The sequence below is a fragment of the Pantoea sp. B9002 genome, from assembly GCF_013385945.1.
GTDB lineage: Bacteria > Pseudomonadota > Gammaproteobacteria > Enterobacterales > Enterobacteriaceae > Pantoea.
In genome coordinates this window covers 1-14,579 of record NZ_JACAPA010000003.1, presented here as the reverse complement: position 1 = coordinate 14,579, position 14,579 = coordinate 1, and the positions used below count along the sequence as shown (strand labels likewise).

Annotated in this window: 11 protein-coding genes and 3 pseudogenes; 10 read left to right on the top strand and 4 right to left on the bottom strand. The window is 48.5% G+C overall.

Annotated features, from left to right (window positions below; translation table 11 throughout):
- Positions 1–18: 18 nt before the first annotated feature.
- Complete coding sequence (locus HX773_RS02105; RefSeq protein WP_176970235.1) at positions 19–633, bottom strand: response regulator transcription factor; 615 nt, start codon at positions 631–633, stop codon at positions 19–21.
- Between the two features lie 190 nt (positions 634–823).
- Positions 824–1,216 (bottom strand): YgiW/YdeI family stress tolerance OB fold protein, encoded by a 393-nt coding sequence (locus HX773_RS02100; RefSeq protein ID WP_176970234.1) that lies wholly within the window; start codon positions 1,214–1,216, stop codon positions 824–826.
- Between the two features lie 223 nt (positions 1,217–1,439).
- On the opposite strand from HX773_RS02100, the gene HX773_RS02095 reads away from it, so the two are divergent.
- From HX773_RS02095 to HX773_RS02085, 3 genes are all read left to right on the top strand, one after another.
- The gene (locus tag HX773_RS02095; RefSeq protein ID WP_176970233.1) at positions 1,440–2,573 is read left to right on the top strand and encodes a glutathione-independent formaldehyde dehydrogenase; all 1,134 of its coding nucleotides are present in this window, start codon (positions 1,440–1,442) and stop codon (positions 2,571–2,573) included.
- Positions 2,574–2,879: 306 nt separating this feature from the next.
- On the top strand, positions 2,880–5,144 hold the full coding sequence (katE, locus tag HX773_RS02090) for a catalase HPII (RefSeq protein ID WP_176970232.1): 2,265 nt from the start codon (positions 2,880–2,882) through the stop codon (positions 5,142–5,144).
- 268 nt (positions 5,145–5,412) lie between these two features.
- On the top strand, positions 5,413–6,972 hold the full coding sequence (locus HX773_RS02085) for a sensor domain-containing diguanylate cyclase (RefSeq protein WP_176970231.1): 1,560 nt from the start codon (positions 5,413–5,415) through the stop codon (positions 6,970–6,972).
- Between the two features lie 5 nt (positions 6,973–6,977).
- On the opposite strand, the gene HX773_RS02080 is transcribed toward HX773_RS02085, so the two are convergent.
- Entirely contained in the window at positions 6,978–7,229 is a 252-nt protein-coding gene (locus HX773_RS02080) for a hypothetical protein (RefSeq protein ID WP_176970230.1), read from the bottom strand.
- Between the two features lie 212 nt (positions 7,230–7,441).
- Between HX773_RS02080 and HX773_RS02075 the strand changes: the two are divergent.
- A pseudogene (locus HX773_RS02075) lies at positions 7,442–7,722 on the top strand (type II toxin-antitoxin system RelE/ParE family toxin).
- Positions 7,722–8,039 (top strand): HigA family addiction module antitoxin, encoded by a 318-nt coding sequence (locus HX773_RS02070; RefSeq protein ID WP_176970229.1) that lies wholly within the window; start codon positions 7,722–7,724, stop codon positions 8,037–8,039. The pseudogene HX773_RS02075 and the gene HX773_RS02070 overlap by 1 nt, the downstream one beginning before the upstream one ends.
- Positions 8,040–8,344: 305 nt before the next feature.
- Here the strand turns inward: HX773_RS02070 and umuC (HX773_RS02065) are convergent.
- A pseudogene (gene umuC, locus HX773_RS02065) lies at positions 8,345–9,310 on the bottom strand (translesion error-prone DNA polymerase V subunit UmuC); the annotation flags it as partial.
- A 141-nt stretch (positions 9,311–9,451) separates the two neighbouring features.
- Between umuC (HX773_RS02065) and HX773_RS25870 the strand changes: the two are divergent.
- From HX773_RS25870 to umuC (HX773_RS02045), 5 genes and pseudogenes are all read left to right on the top strand, one after another.
- Positions 9,452–9,828 (top strand): annotated as a pseudogene (locus HX773_RS25870) (IS3 family transposase); the annotation flags it as partial.
- A gap of 240 nt (positions 9,829–10,068) precedes the next feature.
- Positions 10,069–11,031, top strand: a complete 963-nt coding sequence (locus HX773_RS02060) for a hypothetical protein (protein WP_176970228.1) — start codon at positions 10,069–10,071, stop codon at positions 11,029–11,031.
- 71 nt (positions 11,032–11,102) lie between these two features.
- Positions 11,103–12,074, top strand: coding sequence for an FRG domain-containing protein (locus tag HX773_RS02055; protein WP_176970227.1), 972 nt, complete (start codon positions 11,103–11,105; stop codon positions 12,072–12,074).
- Between the two features lie 405 nt (positions 12,075–12,479).
- The gene (gene umuD / locus HX773_RS02050) at positions 12,480–12,902 is read left to right on the top strand and encodes a translesion error-prone DNA polymerase V autoproteolytic subunit (protein ID WP_176970226.1); all 423 of its coding nucleotides are present in this window, start codon (positions 12,480–12,482) and stop codon (positions 12,900–12,902) included.
- Positions 12,902–14,164 (top strand): translesion error-prone DNA polymerase V subunit UmuC, encoded by a 1,263-nt coding sequence (gene umuC, locus HX773_RS02045; RefSeq protein WP_176970225.1) that lies wholly within the window; start codon positions 12,902–12,904, stop codon positions 14,162–14,164. Before umuD ends, umuC (HX773_RS02045) begins: the two co-directional genes overlap by 1 nt.
- Positions 14,165–14,579: the final 415 nt, after the last annotated feature.

The following is a 14,579-nucleotide window of genomic DNA, read 5'->3' as shown; positions in this document are numbered from 1 at the left end:
ATCGTTTAACGCCTGACGTTATTCATCTTGCAGTAAATGAAGTTTCTCAGCGGCTCGCACTAATTCTGAAACCGAACGCACCGCCATTTTTTCCATTACGCGGCGTTTATGCACTTTTGCCGTAATTTCACTGATGCCCATTTCGGCAGCAATCTGCTTATTTAATAAGCCGCGAATGACAAACTGCATCAATTCCATTTCCCGTGGCGTTAAAGAGTGATAACGCCCGGTGAGCACAACTCTTTCCTGTGCGAGTGCCGCGCTTTTTTCAGCCAGCGCCATGGCAGCGGATACCACTTGTATCAGGTCATCCGGCATCACCGGTTTGGTGAGAAACTCAAAGGCGCCCGCTTTCATCGCGCGAACCGTCAGGGGAATGGTGCCAAAGCCGGTGAGGAAAATGGTGGGAATGGTGTATCCGCGCGCGGTGAGATCCTGCGAGACATCAAAGCCGTCAAGGCCCGGCATATTCATATCGACAATTAAACAGCTCGGGGTACGGTAATGCGGCTGATGTAAAAATTCAGCGGGGGAGGTAAAGGTCGAGATCAGGTAGCCTTCTGAGCTCAGAAGATTTTGCAGCGCGTTGATGACGGCGGGGTCATCGTCAACAATATAAATCGTTCTATCCATAAAAACTCATTCAGACTCTTACGAGTTCTATTCACTACATGCGAGCTAATATACCCGCAAAATAGTGCGCCAGGAATGGCGAAAAACTTATATGTGAAAGTGATTATCTACTGCGCTATATGGCCTAAAAAGGGTGAGGATGAAAAGCCATGCACTCACCCGCTATTCTTAAGGTAATAAATGCGTAACCTTAAGGTTCTTCAATCCGCGATACTCTCAAGGTAGTTTGTTCGCCACGTCCATACACTTTTCCACTGACGCGAACTTTATCACTGGCTGAGTAAGTTTTCTCTTTGAATGCTGGCTTCTCAGCATTAATGATAATCGTGCCGGTATCATCACGGAATTTGTAGCTATCACCTTTCAGCTTTTCAATAATATGGCCTTCGAGCGTGACATAGCCGCCCTGACGGAAATCACGAATACGTGAAATCGGTGTTTGCGCGGTGTCTTCCGAACCTTTATAACCGGCATCCTGATTATGCTGCGGCGGTGCTGTTTCACCTGATTTGTAACCGCCTTCCGCTGCGCTCACGCCAACGCTGAACATCATTATTACTGAAGCTAAAACAACCTGTTTCATACGCTCTCCATGGATTTTCCTGCTCACACGATTTTAAGTCTGGCACAAATATGCGCGGCTGCACGCCAAACGCAGCGGTAATTGAAAAAAGCACAACTGAATTATTTATGCCAGGGTGTGTAGACGCGGTTTTTTATTTCTTAAGATAAGCGCGCCGTTAAATTAGCGCTGTGCTTATCTCCTTATTCGAATTAAAAAGTGTTACCACTCAGGAAAATAAATTATGAAAGCTATCGTCTATAACGGACCTTTTGATGTCTCGGTTAAAAATGTCCCTGATGCAAAAATTGTGCGTCCTACCGATGCGCTTATTCGTATTACCACCACCAATATTTGCGGCTCCGATTTACATATGTACGAAGGACGTACCAGTTTCGAACAGGGACGCATCTTTGGTCATGAAAACCTCGGCGAAGTGGTGGAAGTGGGGAGCGGCGTAGAACGCATCAAGGTTGGCGACTACGTTTGTATGCCGTTCAACGTCGGCTGTGGCTTCTGTGAAAACTGCGAGAAAGGTTTGACCGGTTTCTGCCTGACCGCCAATCCCGGCACCGCAGGAGCCGCCTACGGCTTTGCTGAAATGGGCGCGTGGGAAGGTGGCCAGGCCGAGCTGTTGCGCGTGCCGTTCGCCGATTTTAACTGTTTGCTGCTGCCGCCGGATGCGGTGGAGAAAGAGGAAGATTACGTGATGCTGTCGGACGTTTTCCCCACCGGCTGGCACGCGACCGAACTGGCAGGCCTGCGGCCGGGCGATAGCGTCGCCATCTACGGCGCGGGTCCGGTAGGTTTGATGGCCGCGCATTCGGCGATCATCAAAGGCGCGTCGCAGGTGTTTGTGGTGGATACGCACCCCGATCGCCTGGCGTTGGCGGAGCAGATGGGCGCAACGGGCATCAATGCCGTGGGCGACGCAGCGGTGCAGCAAATCCTTGATCTTACGGATGGACGCGGCACAGATTGCGGCTGTGAATGCGTGGGTTATCAATGCTGTAACCAACATGGGCACGAAGATAACAGCGCCACCATGAACAGCCTGGTCGCCTCCACTAAAGCCACCGGCGGCATTGGCGTGGTCGGCGTGTTTATCCCGCAGGATCCCGGCGCGGCCAGCGAGTTAGCTAAAGTGGGTAAAATGCCGTTCGATTTCGGCAGCTTCTGGTTTAAAGGGCAGTCGATCCGTACCGGCCAGGCCAACGTCAAAGCCTATAACCGCCAGCTCGCGCGATTAATTGCCACCGACAAAGCGCATCCGGCGAGTATTATTTCTCATCGATTGTCTCTGGCCGAAGGACCTGAAGCGTATCGCCATTTCGACGATCGTGATGCGGGTTGGACCAAGGTGATTTTGAAACCTTAACGCGTTCATAACGCATTTTTCGTCGCGTTGTATTTTGGGTCGCCATTAATGGCGACCCTACGAAGGATTCGCGAGGTTTTGTAGGGTGCGCATTTATGCGCACCGGAAAATAGCTATGAAATAAAGCGCAGCGGGTTTTATCAGGATTAATCTTATTAATAAAAAATTAAATAAACGGTTCGCTTAAAATAACCTCACTTTACATCCACCTCATTAATCTCTTTAAACATCATTTATAAGCGAAGCGAAATATAAATGTTTTTATGCTCTACAGTTAATAGGGTCTTAACTGGAGGAGCATGTCACATGTCGAAAGATAAAAAAGAACAGAATTTAACCCATACCGCGCCGCACAAAGGGCCAGAAACCTCTGAGCCAGGATTAGGTGATTTAGCACCGCAAGGCGGTGGACATAAACCTGCCGCTGAACCGACGCCGCCGGGCAAGCAGCCTACCGCGCCCGGCAGCCTGAAAGCGCCCGCCACGCAAAACAGCAAACTTGAGCAGCTCGATGAGTACCGTAAAAATGGTGAAAACGCCGACCTGACCACCAATCAGGGCACGCGCATCGCCAACGATCAGAACTCGCTGCGTGCCGGTTCGCGCGGACCTACGCTGCTTGAAGACTTCATCATGCGCGAAAAAATCACGCATTTTGACCACGAACGTATTCCTGAGCGTATCGTGCATGCGCGCGGTTCGGCTGCGCACGGCTATTTCCAGCCTTATCGATCGCTGGAAAAACTGACCAAAGCGGGCTTCCTCAGCGATGCCGAAAAAATCACACCCGTCTTCGTGCGTTTTTCCACCGTGCAGGGTGGCGCAGGATCGGCTGACACCGTGCGCGATATCCGTGGATTCGCCACCAAGTTCTATACCGATGAGGGCGTTTTTGATTTAGTCGGCAACAACACGCCAGTGTTTTTCATTCAGGATGCGCATAAATTCCCGGACTTCGTGCATGCGGTGAAACCCGAGCCGCACAACGAAATCCCGCAGGGGCAGAGCGCCCACGATACCTTCTGGGATTATGTGTCGCTGCAACCTGAAACGCTGCATAACGTCATCTGGGCGATGTCGGATCGCGGCATTCCGCGCAGCTACCGCACCATGGAAGGCTTCGGCATCCATACTTTCCGCCTGATTAACGCCGAGGGTAAAGCCACCTTCGTGCGTTTCCACTGGAAACCGGTGGCGGGCAAAGCCTCGCTGCTGTGGGATGAAGCGCAGAAGCTGACCGGCCGCGATCCCGATTTCCACCGCCGCGATCTGTGGGAAGCGATTGAAGCCGGCGATTTCCCGGAATATGAGCTCGGCCTGCAGCTGATCCCGGAAGAGGATGAGTTCAAATTCGATTTCGACATTCTCGATGCCACCAAACTGATCCCCGAAGAGCTGGTGCCGGTCGAACTGGTCGGCAAAATGGTGCTTAACCGTAATCCGGATAACTTCTTCGCCGAGACCGAACAGGTGGCGTTCCATCCGGGCCACATCGTGCCGGGGCTGGATTTCACCAACGATCCGCTGTTGCAGGGCCGTTTGTTCTCCTACACCGATACGCAAATCAGCCGTTTGGGTGGGCCGAACTTCCATGAGATCCCGATCAATCGTCCGGTTTGCCCGTACCACAACTTCCAGCGTCAGGGCATGCATCGTACGGAAATCGATACCAATCCGGCCAACTACGAACCGAACTCCATCAACAACAACTGGCCGCGTGAAGTGCCGCCAGCGGCGAAAGAGGGCGGATTCGAGAGCTATCAGGAGCGGGTGGAAGGCAGCAAGGTGCGCGAGCGCAGCCCATCGTTTGGCGAATATTACTCGCAGCCACGGCTGTTTTGGCTGAGTCAGACGGCGGAAGAGCAGCTGCATATCATCGGCGCTTATTCGTTTGAGCTCAGCAAGGTGGCGCGCCCTTACATCCGCGAGCGCGTGGTCGATCATCTGCTGCAGATTGACGTCACGCTGGCGCAGGCTGTGGCCACCAATCTGGGGCTGAAGCTGAGTGATGAGCAGCTCAACACCGTTCCGCCGAAAGAGGTCAACGGCCTGAAAAAAGATGACAGCCTGAGTCTGTATGCACAACCGAGCGGCGACATTAAAGGCCGTCAGGTGGCGTTACTGCTGAGTGACGGCGTGAAAGCGGCCGACGTGCTGGCAATTCTGCAGGCGCTGAAAGCGCAGGGTGTGCATGCCAAAATTCTGGCAGCGCACATGGGACAAGTGCTGGCGGATGATGGCTCGGTGCTGCCGGTCGATGCCACCTTTACCGGTCTTCCTTCTCTGACCTTTGATGCGGTGATTGTGCCGGATGGCAATATCGATGCGTTGTTGCTGAGCGGCGATGCGCGCTATTTCCTGCTGGAAGCCTACAAGCACCTCAAAGCCATCGGTCTGAGCGGTGATGCGCGCCGGTTCAAGGCGCAGTTCAACGTGCAGGACAACGAGGCCGAGGAAGGGCTGGTGGAAGATGTGAAAGCCGAAGGCACCTTTATGGCGGACTTCCTCTCGGTGATGGCATCCCATCGCGTCTGGTCGCGCAGCAAAAAAGCGCTGACCGTCGCAGCCTAATGCGCGGGGCGGAGTTGATTGCTCCGCCCCGTTTTCCTGCATCTTCAGCAAAAAAAAGCCCGCTCGTAGCGGGCTGGTCGAGATGAATACCGAAGTGATCGTGTAAACGCGTGCTGTGTGTTACTGCCACTGAGTGTGGTGGAACCAGACTACAGTAATATTTCGCAACTGGTCATAGGAGTTATCAATGGACCGAAAAATATCCGCATTCGTCTACTGATGCATGGTTTACCTGCTTAACTCTGTGGAGGGAAAGACAGAGGACAACATGCAGTTAAAAAGAAAAATGGATAAGCCGCTCTCTTCTGACGGCGGTTTACTGAAAAGCATTGTGCTCTCTGGACTGCTGCTGTTGATCACCGTAGCCAGTATGAGTATCTGGACCTTGCGTGAAGACTGGCTGGCGACCGTGCGTCAGACTCAGGAATCCGCGATGAATCTGGCGTTATCACAGTCGCGTCAGGCAGAAGATACCTTTCTGCAGACCGAGCTGTCGCTGCGTCAGGTACAGCGTGATCTGCAGCTACAGCTGGCAACGCGCATTCAGGGCCCTGACCTGAGTAACACCATGCGCGAATTACAGCGCCGTTTGCCGCAGTTGCACGGCTTGTTCTACTACGATCAAGATGGCAAGTGGATCGCCACCTCCGCCGAGCACGCCCCCAACAATATTAATAACTCCGATCGCGAATACTTCACTTTTCAACGCAATAACCGCCGCAACAGCGTGCATATCGGCCCGGTGATCAACAGCCGCAGCACCGGTGATTTGGTGATCCCCGTTTCCCTGCGCGTCAGTGATGCCAGCGGTGGCTTTAAGGGCGTGTTATTGGCCACCATCAAGGTCGATTTTTTCCGTCGCTTCTACAGCTATTACGAGCTCGGTGCGCGCGATGTGCTGGTGTTGATGCTGGCTGACAGCACGGTGCTGTATGCGCGTCCGATGCCTGACAGTTACATCGGCAAAAATCTCTCAGCCAGCCCGCTATTCCAGGAGATGCTGGCGAAAATGGATCGCGGCAGCGGGCAGTGGAAATCGGTGCTGGATGGCCAGGCGCGGATCTTTGGTTTTGCGCGTTCCGATCGTTACCCGATTATCGTCGCCGCCGGTTACAACAGCGACGATCTGTTCCATGTGTGGGTCAACCGTCGGGCACAGGATATTCTGCTCAGCATCATCCTGCTGCTGACCATCTTGCTGCTCGGCATCTTCCAGCTGCGTCAGGCGCGTAGCGTGTTGCGCTATCAGCAGGAATTGACTCAGTTGCGCGACGAACTGCACAGCGCCAACCTCGCTCTGAATAAACTCGCGCACGTTGATGGTTTAACCGGTCTGGCGAATCGAAGGGAGTTTGATCGTTTCCTGCATCAGGCGCTGGCCCACGCCGCCGCCAGCGGTAAACCGCTCACGCTGATCATGATGGATATCGATTTCTTCAAGCATTACAACGACAGTTACGGCCATATTGCCGGGGATAAGTGCCTGAAAGCGATCGCTGAGGTGCTCGCTTCCGTGGTGGCGCGGCGTTCCGATATTGCCGCGCGCTATGGCGGCGAGGAGTTTGCGCTGATCCTGCCGGATACCTCGTTCGATGAGGGCATGACGATTGCGCATCGAGTGGTTGAAGCGGTGCGGTTAAGGCAGCTTGCGCATATTTCTTCGCCCAAAGGGCAGGTGACGATCAGTGCCGGCTGCGCCACTACCGCAACGTCCGCCACTCTCAGCGCGGTAAAACTGCTGGAGTACGCCGATCACGCCTTGTACCGGGCAAAGCGTGAAGGGCGTGATGGGGCGAAAGGGGTCAATATCGATGAACCGCAAGCGTAATCGGTTTATTCCACGGCGGGCAGCTGGTAGTTGATATATTGACGCAGCGCTTTGTGCATCTGGCTATTCCTTTCGTCCTCTAAGCCGCGCTCTTCATATTCTTTCGCCAGCTGAATAATCACCTCGTCATATTTCCCTTTGAAGGTGATGTTATTTACCGCCACCTGCTTAATCATTAACTCGCGCAAGGCAGCCACTTCAATCTCCAGTCTGCTGACGTTTTCTTCCAGCTCGTTTACGCGTTCTTCATTCGACATAGGTTCTCCGGATATTATTAAGCTGTGGCTGTATCAGGGGCTGAATATCGCATTCACATGCGTGTAATTCAAGCGTGAAGCGGTTACTTCGTACCGGCAGGTCCGCTCAGGGCTTGAGTCTGTGACGCGCGGCGAAAAAGAAAAAGCCAGAGCTGTTTCCTGTTGAGAAACATATTATATGCTGTTCTCAGCAGGAAACGCGGAGGCGTGACGTGATTAAAAGCTGGAAGCATAAAGGATTACAAAGTTGTTTGAGGAAGAGGATATCAGCGGCGTCCAGGCGCAGGACGCGGAACGCATTCGGCTTCGCCTTCTGGTCATTGATGAAGCGCTCTCCACGGATGAATTCAGAAACTATCCGGGGTTTCGCTTTCATCCCCTAAAAGGGGACATGAAAAACCTGTTTTCATTAACAGTCAGGGCTAACTGCCGTATCACCTTCGAATTCACCGACGGTGATGCCTATATTCTTAACCTGGAGGACTACCACTGATGGCAATGTTCAATCCCCCGCATCCGGGCGTTCTGATCACCGAATACATCGAAGATAACAATATTGGCTTGCGCGTACTGGCGAAAGAGCTTGGCGTTTCAGCTTCAGCGCTGAGTAAAGTCGCCAGCGGTAAAGCATCGGTCAGCCCTGAAATGGCGGTGCGGCTTGAGGCGGGGCTGGGTATTGCGGCGCGCCTGTGGTTATCAATGCAGGCGGCATGCGACCTGCACAAGGCACGAGAAACCACGGACGTTTCCGGTGTAAATCTGCATCCGGGTATGAATGCCGCTTGTGAGGCGCACAGGGCAGCGAAGTAACGCACCCACGCCAGATACCTGTACAAAACCGCGCTGGCTGCTGTAATGCCGCTCAGTTAAGCATTAATTTGCATATGTATGCAGGTGCGCATGAATGCGCACCCTACGAAAAACGCGCCAATCCTTTGTAGGGTCGCCATTTATGGTGACCGAAAGAAGCTTAACTGACGAGCATTACGCTGACTGGCGCGTTTTTTTTGATCTGCTGAAACATCTTTTCGCCGAACCCGGTTCTCCAGATGCTATTAAGCTGTGGTTGTGTCAGGGCCTGAATATCGCATTGGCATAATTCAAGCGTGAAGCGCTTACTTCGCTACCGGCAGGTCCGCCAGCCGGGTGGTGTAGGCCGGGGACAGCATCTCGCGCTTCATCGACCAGGGTTTCTGAATTCCTTGCCCGGCAAACCATAGCGCGCCGCGCTGGTGGGCATTCATCTTGTCGATCAGGGCCATTAATTGGTCACTGTTATGGCGCGGCTGATATTCCGCAAACAGATCGAACTGCGCCACGCCATCGCTAAAGAAATCGCCCAGCATGACGCCGCCTTTCATATAACGCTTACCGGGAACCCAGATGCGATCTAAACAGTTGAGCGTAGCCTGAATAATATCGCGACTGTCAGCGGTGGGGGTAATCAAGGTTTGGCTGGCCGCATTGGCGTAATAAGGATGATGTGGATCGTGCGGACTGGTGCGAATAAACGTCCCGATATGACGGCAATATTGCCGCTCGCTGCGCAACTTCTCTGCGGCACGCGCCGCGTAATTGGCGATGGCTTCGCGCATATCCTGATATTCGGTAATGCGATCGCCAAACGAGCGCGAGCAGAGGATATTTTGTCGATTGGGAATCACCTCCTCAAACGCCAGACAAGACTCGCCACATAATTCACGCACCGTGCGCTCCAGCACCACGCCAAAGTGTTTACGGATCAGCGCAGTCGGGGTTTCAGCCAATTGCAGCGCGGTGGTAATGCCCATCAGGTTGAGCTTTTTCGATAAGCGCCGGCCCACGCCCCACACCTCTTCGACCTTGACCAGTTTCATCAACTCGCGCTGACGGTGTGGCAAGGAGAGATCCATCACGTTCTCGGCTTTGGTCCAGCGTTTGGCAGCCCAGTTGGCGAGCTTGGCGAGGGTTTTGGTCGGCGCAATGCCGACACCCACACGCAAATGGGTGTCCCGATAAATGCGGTCGCGAATGTCGCAGCCTAACTGTTCGAATGTCATGCAGGCGTTGATGCCGGTGACGTCAACGAAGGCTTCGTCAATGTAATGGAAAGATGATCAACCATGGACATCAATTAATTTTATTAAATTTAATAGATTATCTTCCTGCTATCATGTCCATAGAAATATGCATTTTTAATGGTATCTAGCCGGGATATGTCCATGGCCTAAAACTGCCGTCGTTATCCAATATCTTTCTCGCCAGACAGCAAGTTGACAACCAAAACGTTGGAAATGGCATGGAATGCCAGTTGTAACCTGCTGGAGTGATTTTCAATCATGATCAATCCAGTCACTACACAAGTAGACAGTTCCGCCAGTTACTGCGGCGTTAGAGGATCCAGCAGAGCATGAGTCGATGTTGAAATTATTGGCATAACAGCCCAATGGAGCGCTTCTTTCGGAGACTGGAAAATGAGTGGATACCGGTCATCGGCAGCATGGTCTTTAGATAAGCTTGCAATACAATTGCAAATTATATCAAGGGTTATTACAGTGCGCTTAGACCATACGAATATGACTGCGGATTACCACAAAATGTATCGGAAAATCGGTACTGAAGAAATCTGAAGAGGTGGTCATTTTTAATTCTGCACTACACAATGCATCAGCAATACCTTGCTTTGGGCATGGTGTTCGGCCTTTTGCAACTAAGGCTGAGCGTTTATAGGGTATATTACCTCTGGTGCTTCATTGACCAAACCCAATTAACAACTTACGGTTGTATCAATTATTGGGGGGCGGGTCAGTGATGTTTTCGTGGATTACCATTTATACTTCATTTGACCCTAGGACTACAGATGACTGGCTATCTTGAAACGATCGCTCACCCGTGGACACTTCAACACATACAAACAGCGATGATGTCTGATTTCAGTGCAGTACAGAAATCCATTGACAGAACAGATGGTGGACAGCTCTGGAATGGAATTAACGAACTTGACGATGCTGTTTGGGTATTTTCAAGAAGTACTACGGAATTGTTAGATGAAATAACTATCTTTGGTGAGAGAAGTAAGGATGTATATTTTTGGAATAAAATATATGAGAAAAATGAAAGTGACTTTGTACGTGAGGTGAAACGCAAGTTATATTATAGCACTTCATCGTTAATGACTGTAGTTGATATCGCACGTTCATTCAATAAAAGATGGCCTTTAGACGATATCTTTGAACAAAGAAATAAATTCTTTTCCACTCCGGGTCTCCATGATTTCCTACAAAATTTACGTAACTTCAGCTCCCACTGGCGTATAGCACAGGCAAACTGGAGAATTAGTCATGATTCAATCACGGGCAAAAGAACTGCTAGTTTTATTGTCACAAAAGATGAGTTGCTGGAATGGAAGGGCTGGGGAAGTAAGGCAAAAGAGTATATTGAGAGTGCAGGTGATAGTATTGATATATATGATATTTTTACTCAGTATAAAAAACATGTTCAGCAGTACTATGAGTGGCATAAAGGAGCCATTTTAGTAAAATACGCTCCTACGTTGCGCCCCTTCTTTGAGTACAAGAAAATCCATGAAGGGCTGCAGCAGAAGTTTAAGTGGAATATGATTATTTCTTTTTTTAAGCCAGGTATGAATGCATATGAACATTTGATAAGACATCTTACTAATAAACAGATTGAGATAGTTTTTTCGTATGAGCATCGCAGTGAGCAGCAAATTGATGCTCTAATTAAAATTCTGGATGTGGATGGCATTTGTGATGTGGAACTTAGAAATAAGCTAATGCGCATTTTCGGTGTTTCTATTTGAGTCGTATAATAATATGTTGCTAACTGAATTTTGAGTAAATTAATTTCTCTTAAGTATTTTAGGATTTATAAATGAAAGAAATTGAAGTTGAAGGTACGTTGAGTAGTATTACCGCTAGTTTGACCGAAGTAGCGGTAAACTTTAAAACTTTATGGTTTAGAGGTCAGCCTACTTATGGTCATAAATTACTCCCTAGTATTTTCAGGCAAGGTCCTTCTTTTGGTGTTATATATCACGAACAAAAAATGCTTCAAGAATTTAAAAGACGTTATCCCGACCAATCGAATACTCATAAAGATACATATGAGTGGCTAACGTTAATGCAACACTACGGCCTCCCGACACGTTTGTTGGACTGGTCAAGTAATTTGCTTGTAGGTCTTTATTTTAGTTGCATAAATGATTTAGATTGCGATGGTTCGCTTTTCATTTTTGACCCGACCTACCTGCATGATACTTATGAACTAAATGAGTTCCTTGAGATGCAGGTACAAGAGAAGTCTCGTGCAGATTTTTTCCAGAGACTAATCTATCGTCTTGACGAAGAACTGGATGGTAGTTCTAAATTAAATGGCATATCTATTCAGGAACTTAGAAGCAATATTTTCAAACGTTCTCCATTTTGTGGCCTTTCAACCGGTAGTTCAGCTTCTTTTGATAGCCTAGAGCTGAAGGTAGATCTAGAAAATACTAAGGATATCAATGGGAAAATGATTCCCTTCGTTTTCTCCGATGTAAAAAGAGCTTTTTCAAATATAGTTCCATTTAAAGCTCCGCACCTCAATCCTAGAATAAGACAACAACATGGATATTTCACCTTTCATGGTGGGATGTTTGTTGATGGTGATGAGTTTATTCCGGTTGGCGAACTGGAGAATGAAATGTATTCTGGGGATTCATTAATAAAAATGAGGATAAGAAAAGAAACCAAGCTTAAACTCCTTAAAGAGTTAGAATATGCAGGCATCAAAGAGTCAACTCTTTTCCCTGAAATGGAGTACCAAGCTAGGGAGATTAAAAAGTTATATTCTTTAAATTACTAAATTTCACAAAGATATAGCCTTAAGATAGTAATTTTATCTTTATTAGTATGGCAGGATAAATGTCACTTAAAGCGTAACGTGAATGCTATGTCCATGATAATTAATTGATCAAAAAACACACCTCGCTTATTTGAGTTATCTCCGCCGGGAACCTATTCCCTGTAGTCTGCTCAGATTGCACTTTTTCACATACTAAACAGGTGGATTGGGGTGTGTATGACCACTTCTAGCGTTATATCCACTTCTGCTAGGTGTTCTTTTCTCATCCTAACTTGCGCGTAATCGGCCGTGAAAATTAATTTCCTTCCTTACCAAAGGCTTCACTAAAACTTCCGATAATCGGCTTGATCGATCGAGTAGTTAGATATTACTGTATATTCATACAGCACTGTCGGAATTGCAATTATGAAATTTTTCAAACCAGAGGAAATCTGCGCCATCTTAGAGTTTCCGTTGTTCAATGACCGAGTACCTTGTGGCTTTCCGTCACCAGCTCAGGACTACATTGAGCAGCGATTAGATCTGAACGATCTGCTCGTCAGTCATCCCAGTTCAACCTATTTCATCAAGGTTAGCGGTGACTCTATGATTGAAGGTGGAATCAACGATGGTGATATGTTGGTTGTGGATAGCTCCATTAAAGCCGAACATGGTGACATCATCGTAGCAGCGCTGTCAGGTGAGTTCACCGTTAAACAGCTCATGATAAAACCTTTCTTGCATCTGAGGCCCATGAACGCAGCACATGCCATTATCCCCATAACCGACCCAGATCAATTCGAAATCTTCGGCATCGTAAAACACTCAATCAAAACAATGGTGCGCTAATGTTTGCGCTGGTTGATGTGAACTCGTTTTACGCTAGTTGCGAAACGGTTTTCAGACCTGATTTACGCGGCAAACCAGTACTGGTTTTAAGCAACAATGACGGATGTGTAATAGCTCGTTCCGCTGAAGTGAAAATCCTGAAAATTCCCATGGGAGCACCGTATTTCAAATTAAAAGACGAGATAAGAAAGCATAAAATTCATGTATTTAGCTCTAATTATGCCCTATATGCAGACATGAGTAATAGAGTGATGACAACTCTTGAGGATATGGCACCTTCTATTGAGATATACAGTATTGATGAGGCTTTTTTGGATCTTACGGGTGTCCGTAACTGCCGGATTTTGGAGGATTACGGTCGAGAGATTCAGGCGCGCGTTAAGCGCGACACACATCTGACGGTCGGTGTTGGCATTGCCCAAACCAAAACACTTGCAAAACTCGCCAATCACGCCGCTAAAAAGTGGACAAAAACAGGTGGTGTATTGGATCTCTCGAATGCAGAACGTCAAAGAAAACTGATGTCACTGATTCCTGTAGAGGACGTGTGGGGTGTTGGCCGACGCATTAGCAAAAAGCTCAACGCCATGGGGATCACTACGGCTAAAGACCTGTCAGAGCAAAGCACCTATATCATTCGTAAACATTTCAATGTAGTGCTAGAGCGCACTGTCCGTGAATTGCGGGGAGAGCAATGTCTAGAGCTAGAGGAATTCGCTCCAATAAAACAACAGATAGTGTGTTCACGATCATTTGGTTTTCGCATAACTGAATATTTGGATATGCGGCAGGCGGTTTTCACCTATGCAGAACGGGCTGCGGAAAAGCTTCGTAATGAAAAGCAATATTGTAGGCAGGTAGTCGTATTTGTCCGGACCAGTCCGCATGCCGTTGGAGAAACCTTTTACGGGAACCAAGCAACGGGCAAGCTGTTTACACCATCAAATGATACACGCGATATTGTCCGTGTTGCTATGGATGCGCTTGATTGCATATGGCGAGATGGACATCGGTATATGAAAGCAGGGGTTATATTGGGAGATTTTTTCAGTCAGGGCGTATCGCAACTCAACCTATTTGATGAATTTAAACCACAGGCTAACAGTGAAGCTTTGATGCGCGTTGTCGATGGCTTGAATCAGAGTGGAAAAGGGAAATTATGGTTTGCAGGGCAAGGGGTTCAGAAAGCTTGGGCAATGAAGCGAGAAATGCTCTCACCGGCCTATACAACTAAGTATTCGGATCTGCCTATCGCTAATTAACATATTACTTGGTGGCACAAGAAAAAATACTGCTCCTAAATGATCCGACCAGGCAATGCTAAGTTCCATCTTCGGCAGAGTTAGTAGTAGTGTTGGATATAGATAAATTAAGAAGGGAATTTTAGCAAGAAATATCGAGTTATGGTTGTGCTCATTTTTTGATGGTAGAGAACCTCAAGCTTAGGGATGTCTTCATGTGTTTCATGAAGACACTTAAAATATAAGTATTGAACAGGAATTGTTAATAAAATTATTTGATTAGTTATATGCAATCAACTGGCTCACAGCCCTTAATTTTCCTTTAAGTTTGCATAATTTATTTGACGCTTTTTCATGGAGTTTAGAGATCTTTTTCTTCTCTCGAGGTAGTTTTTCAAAAAAATCAAGATAAGCCTGTGTAGCGGTCAACAAAAAC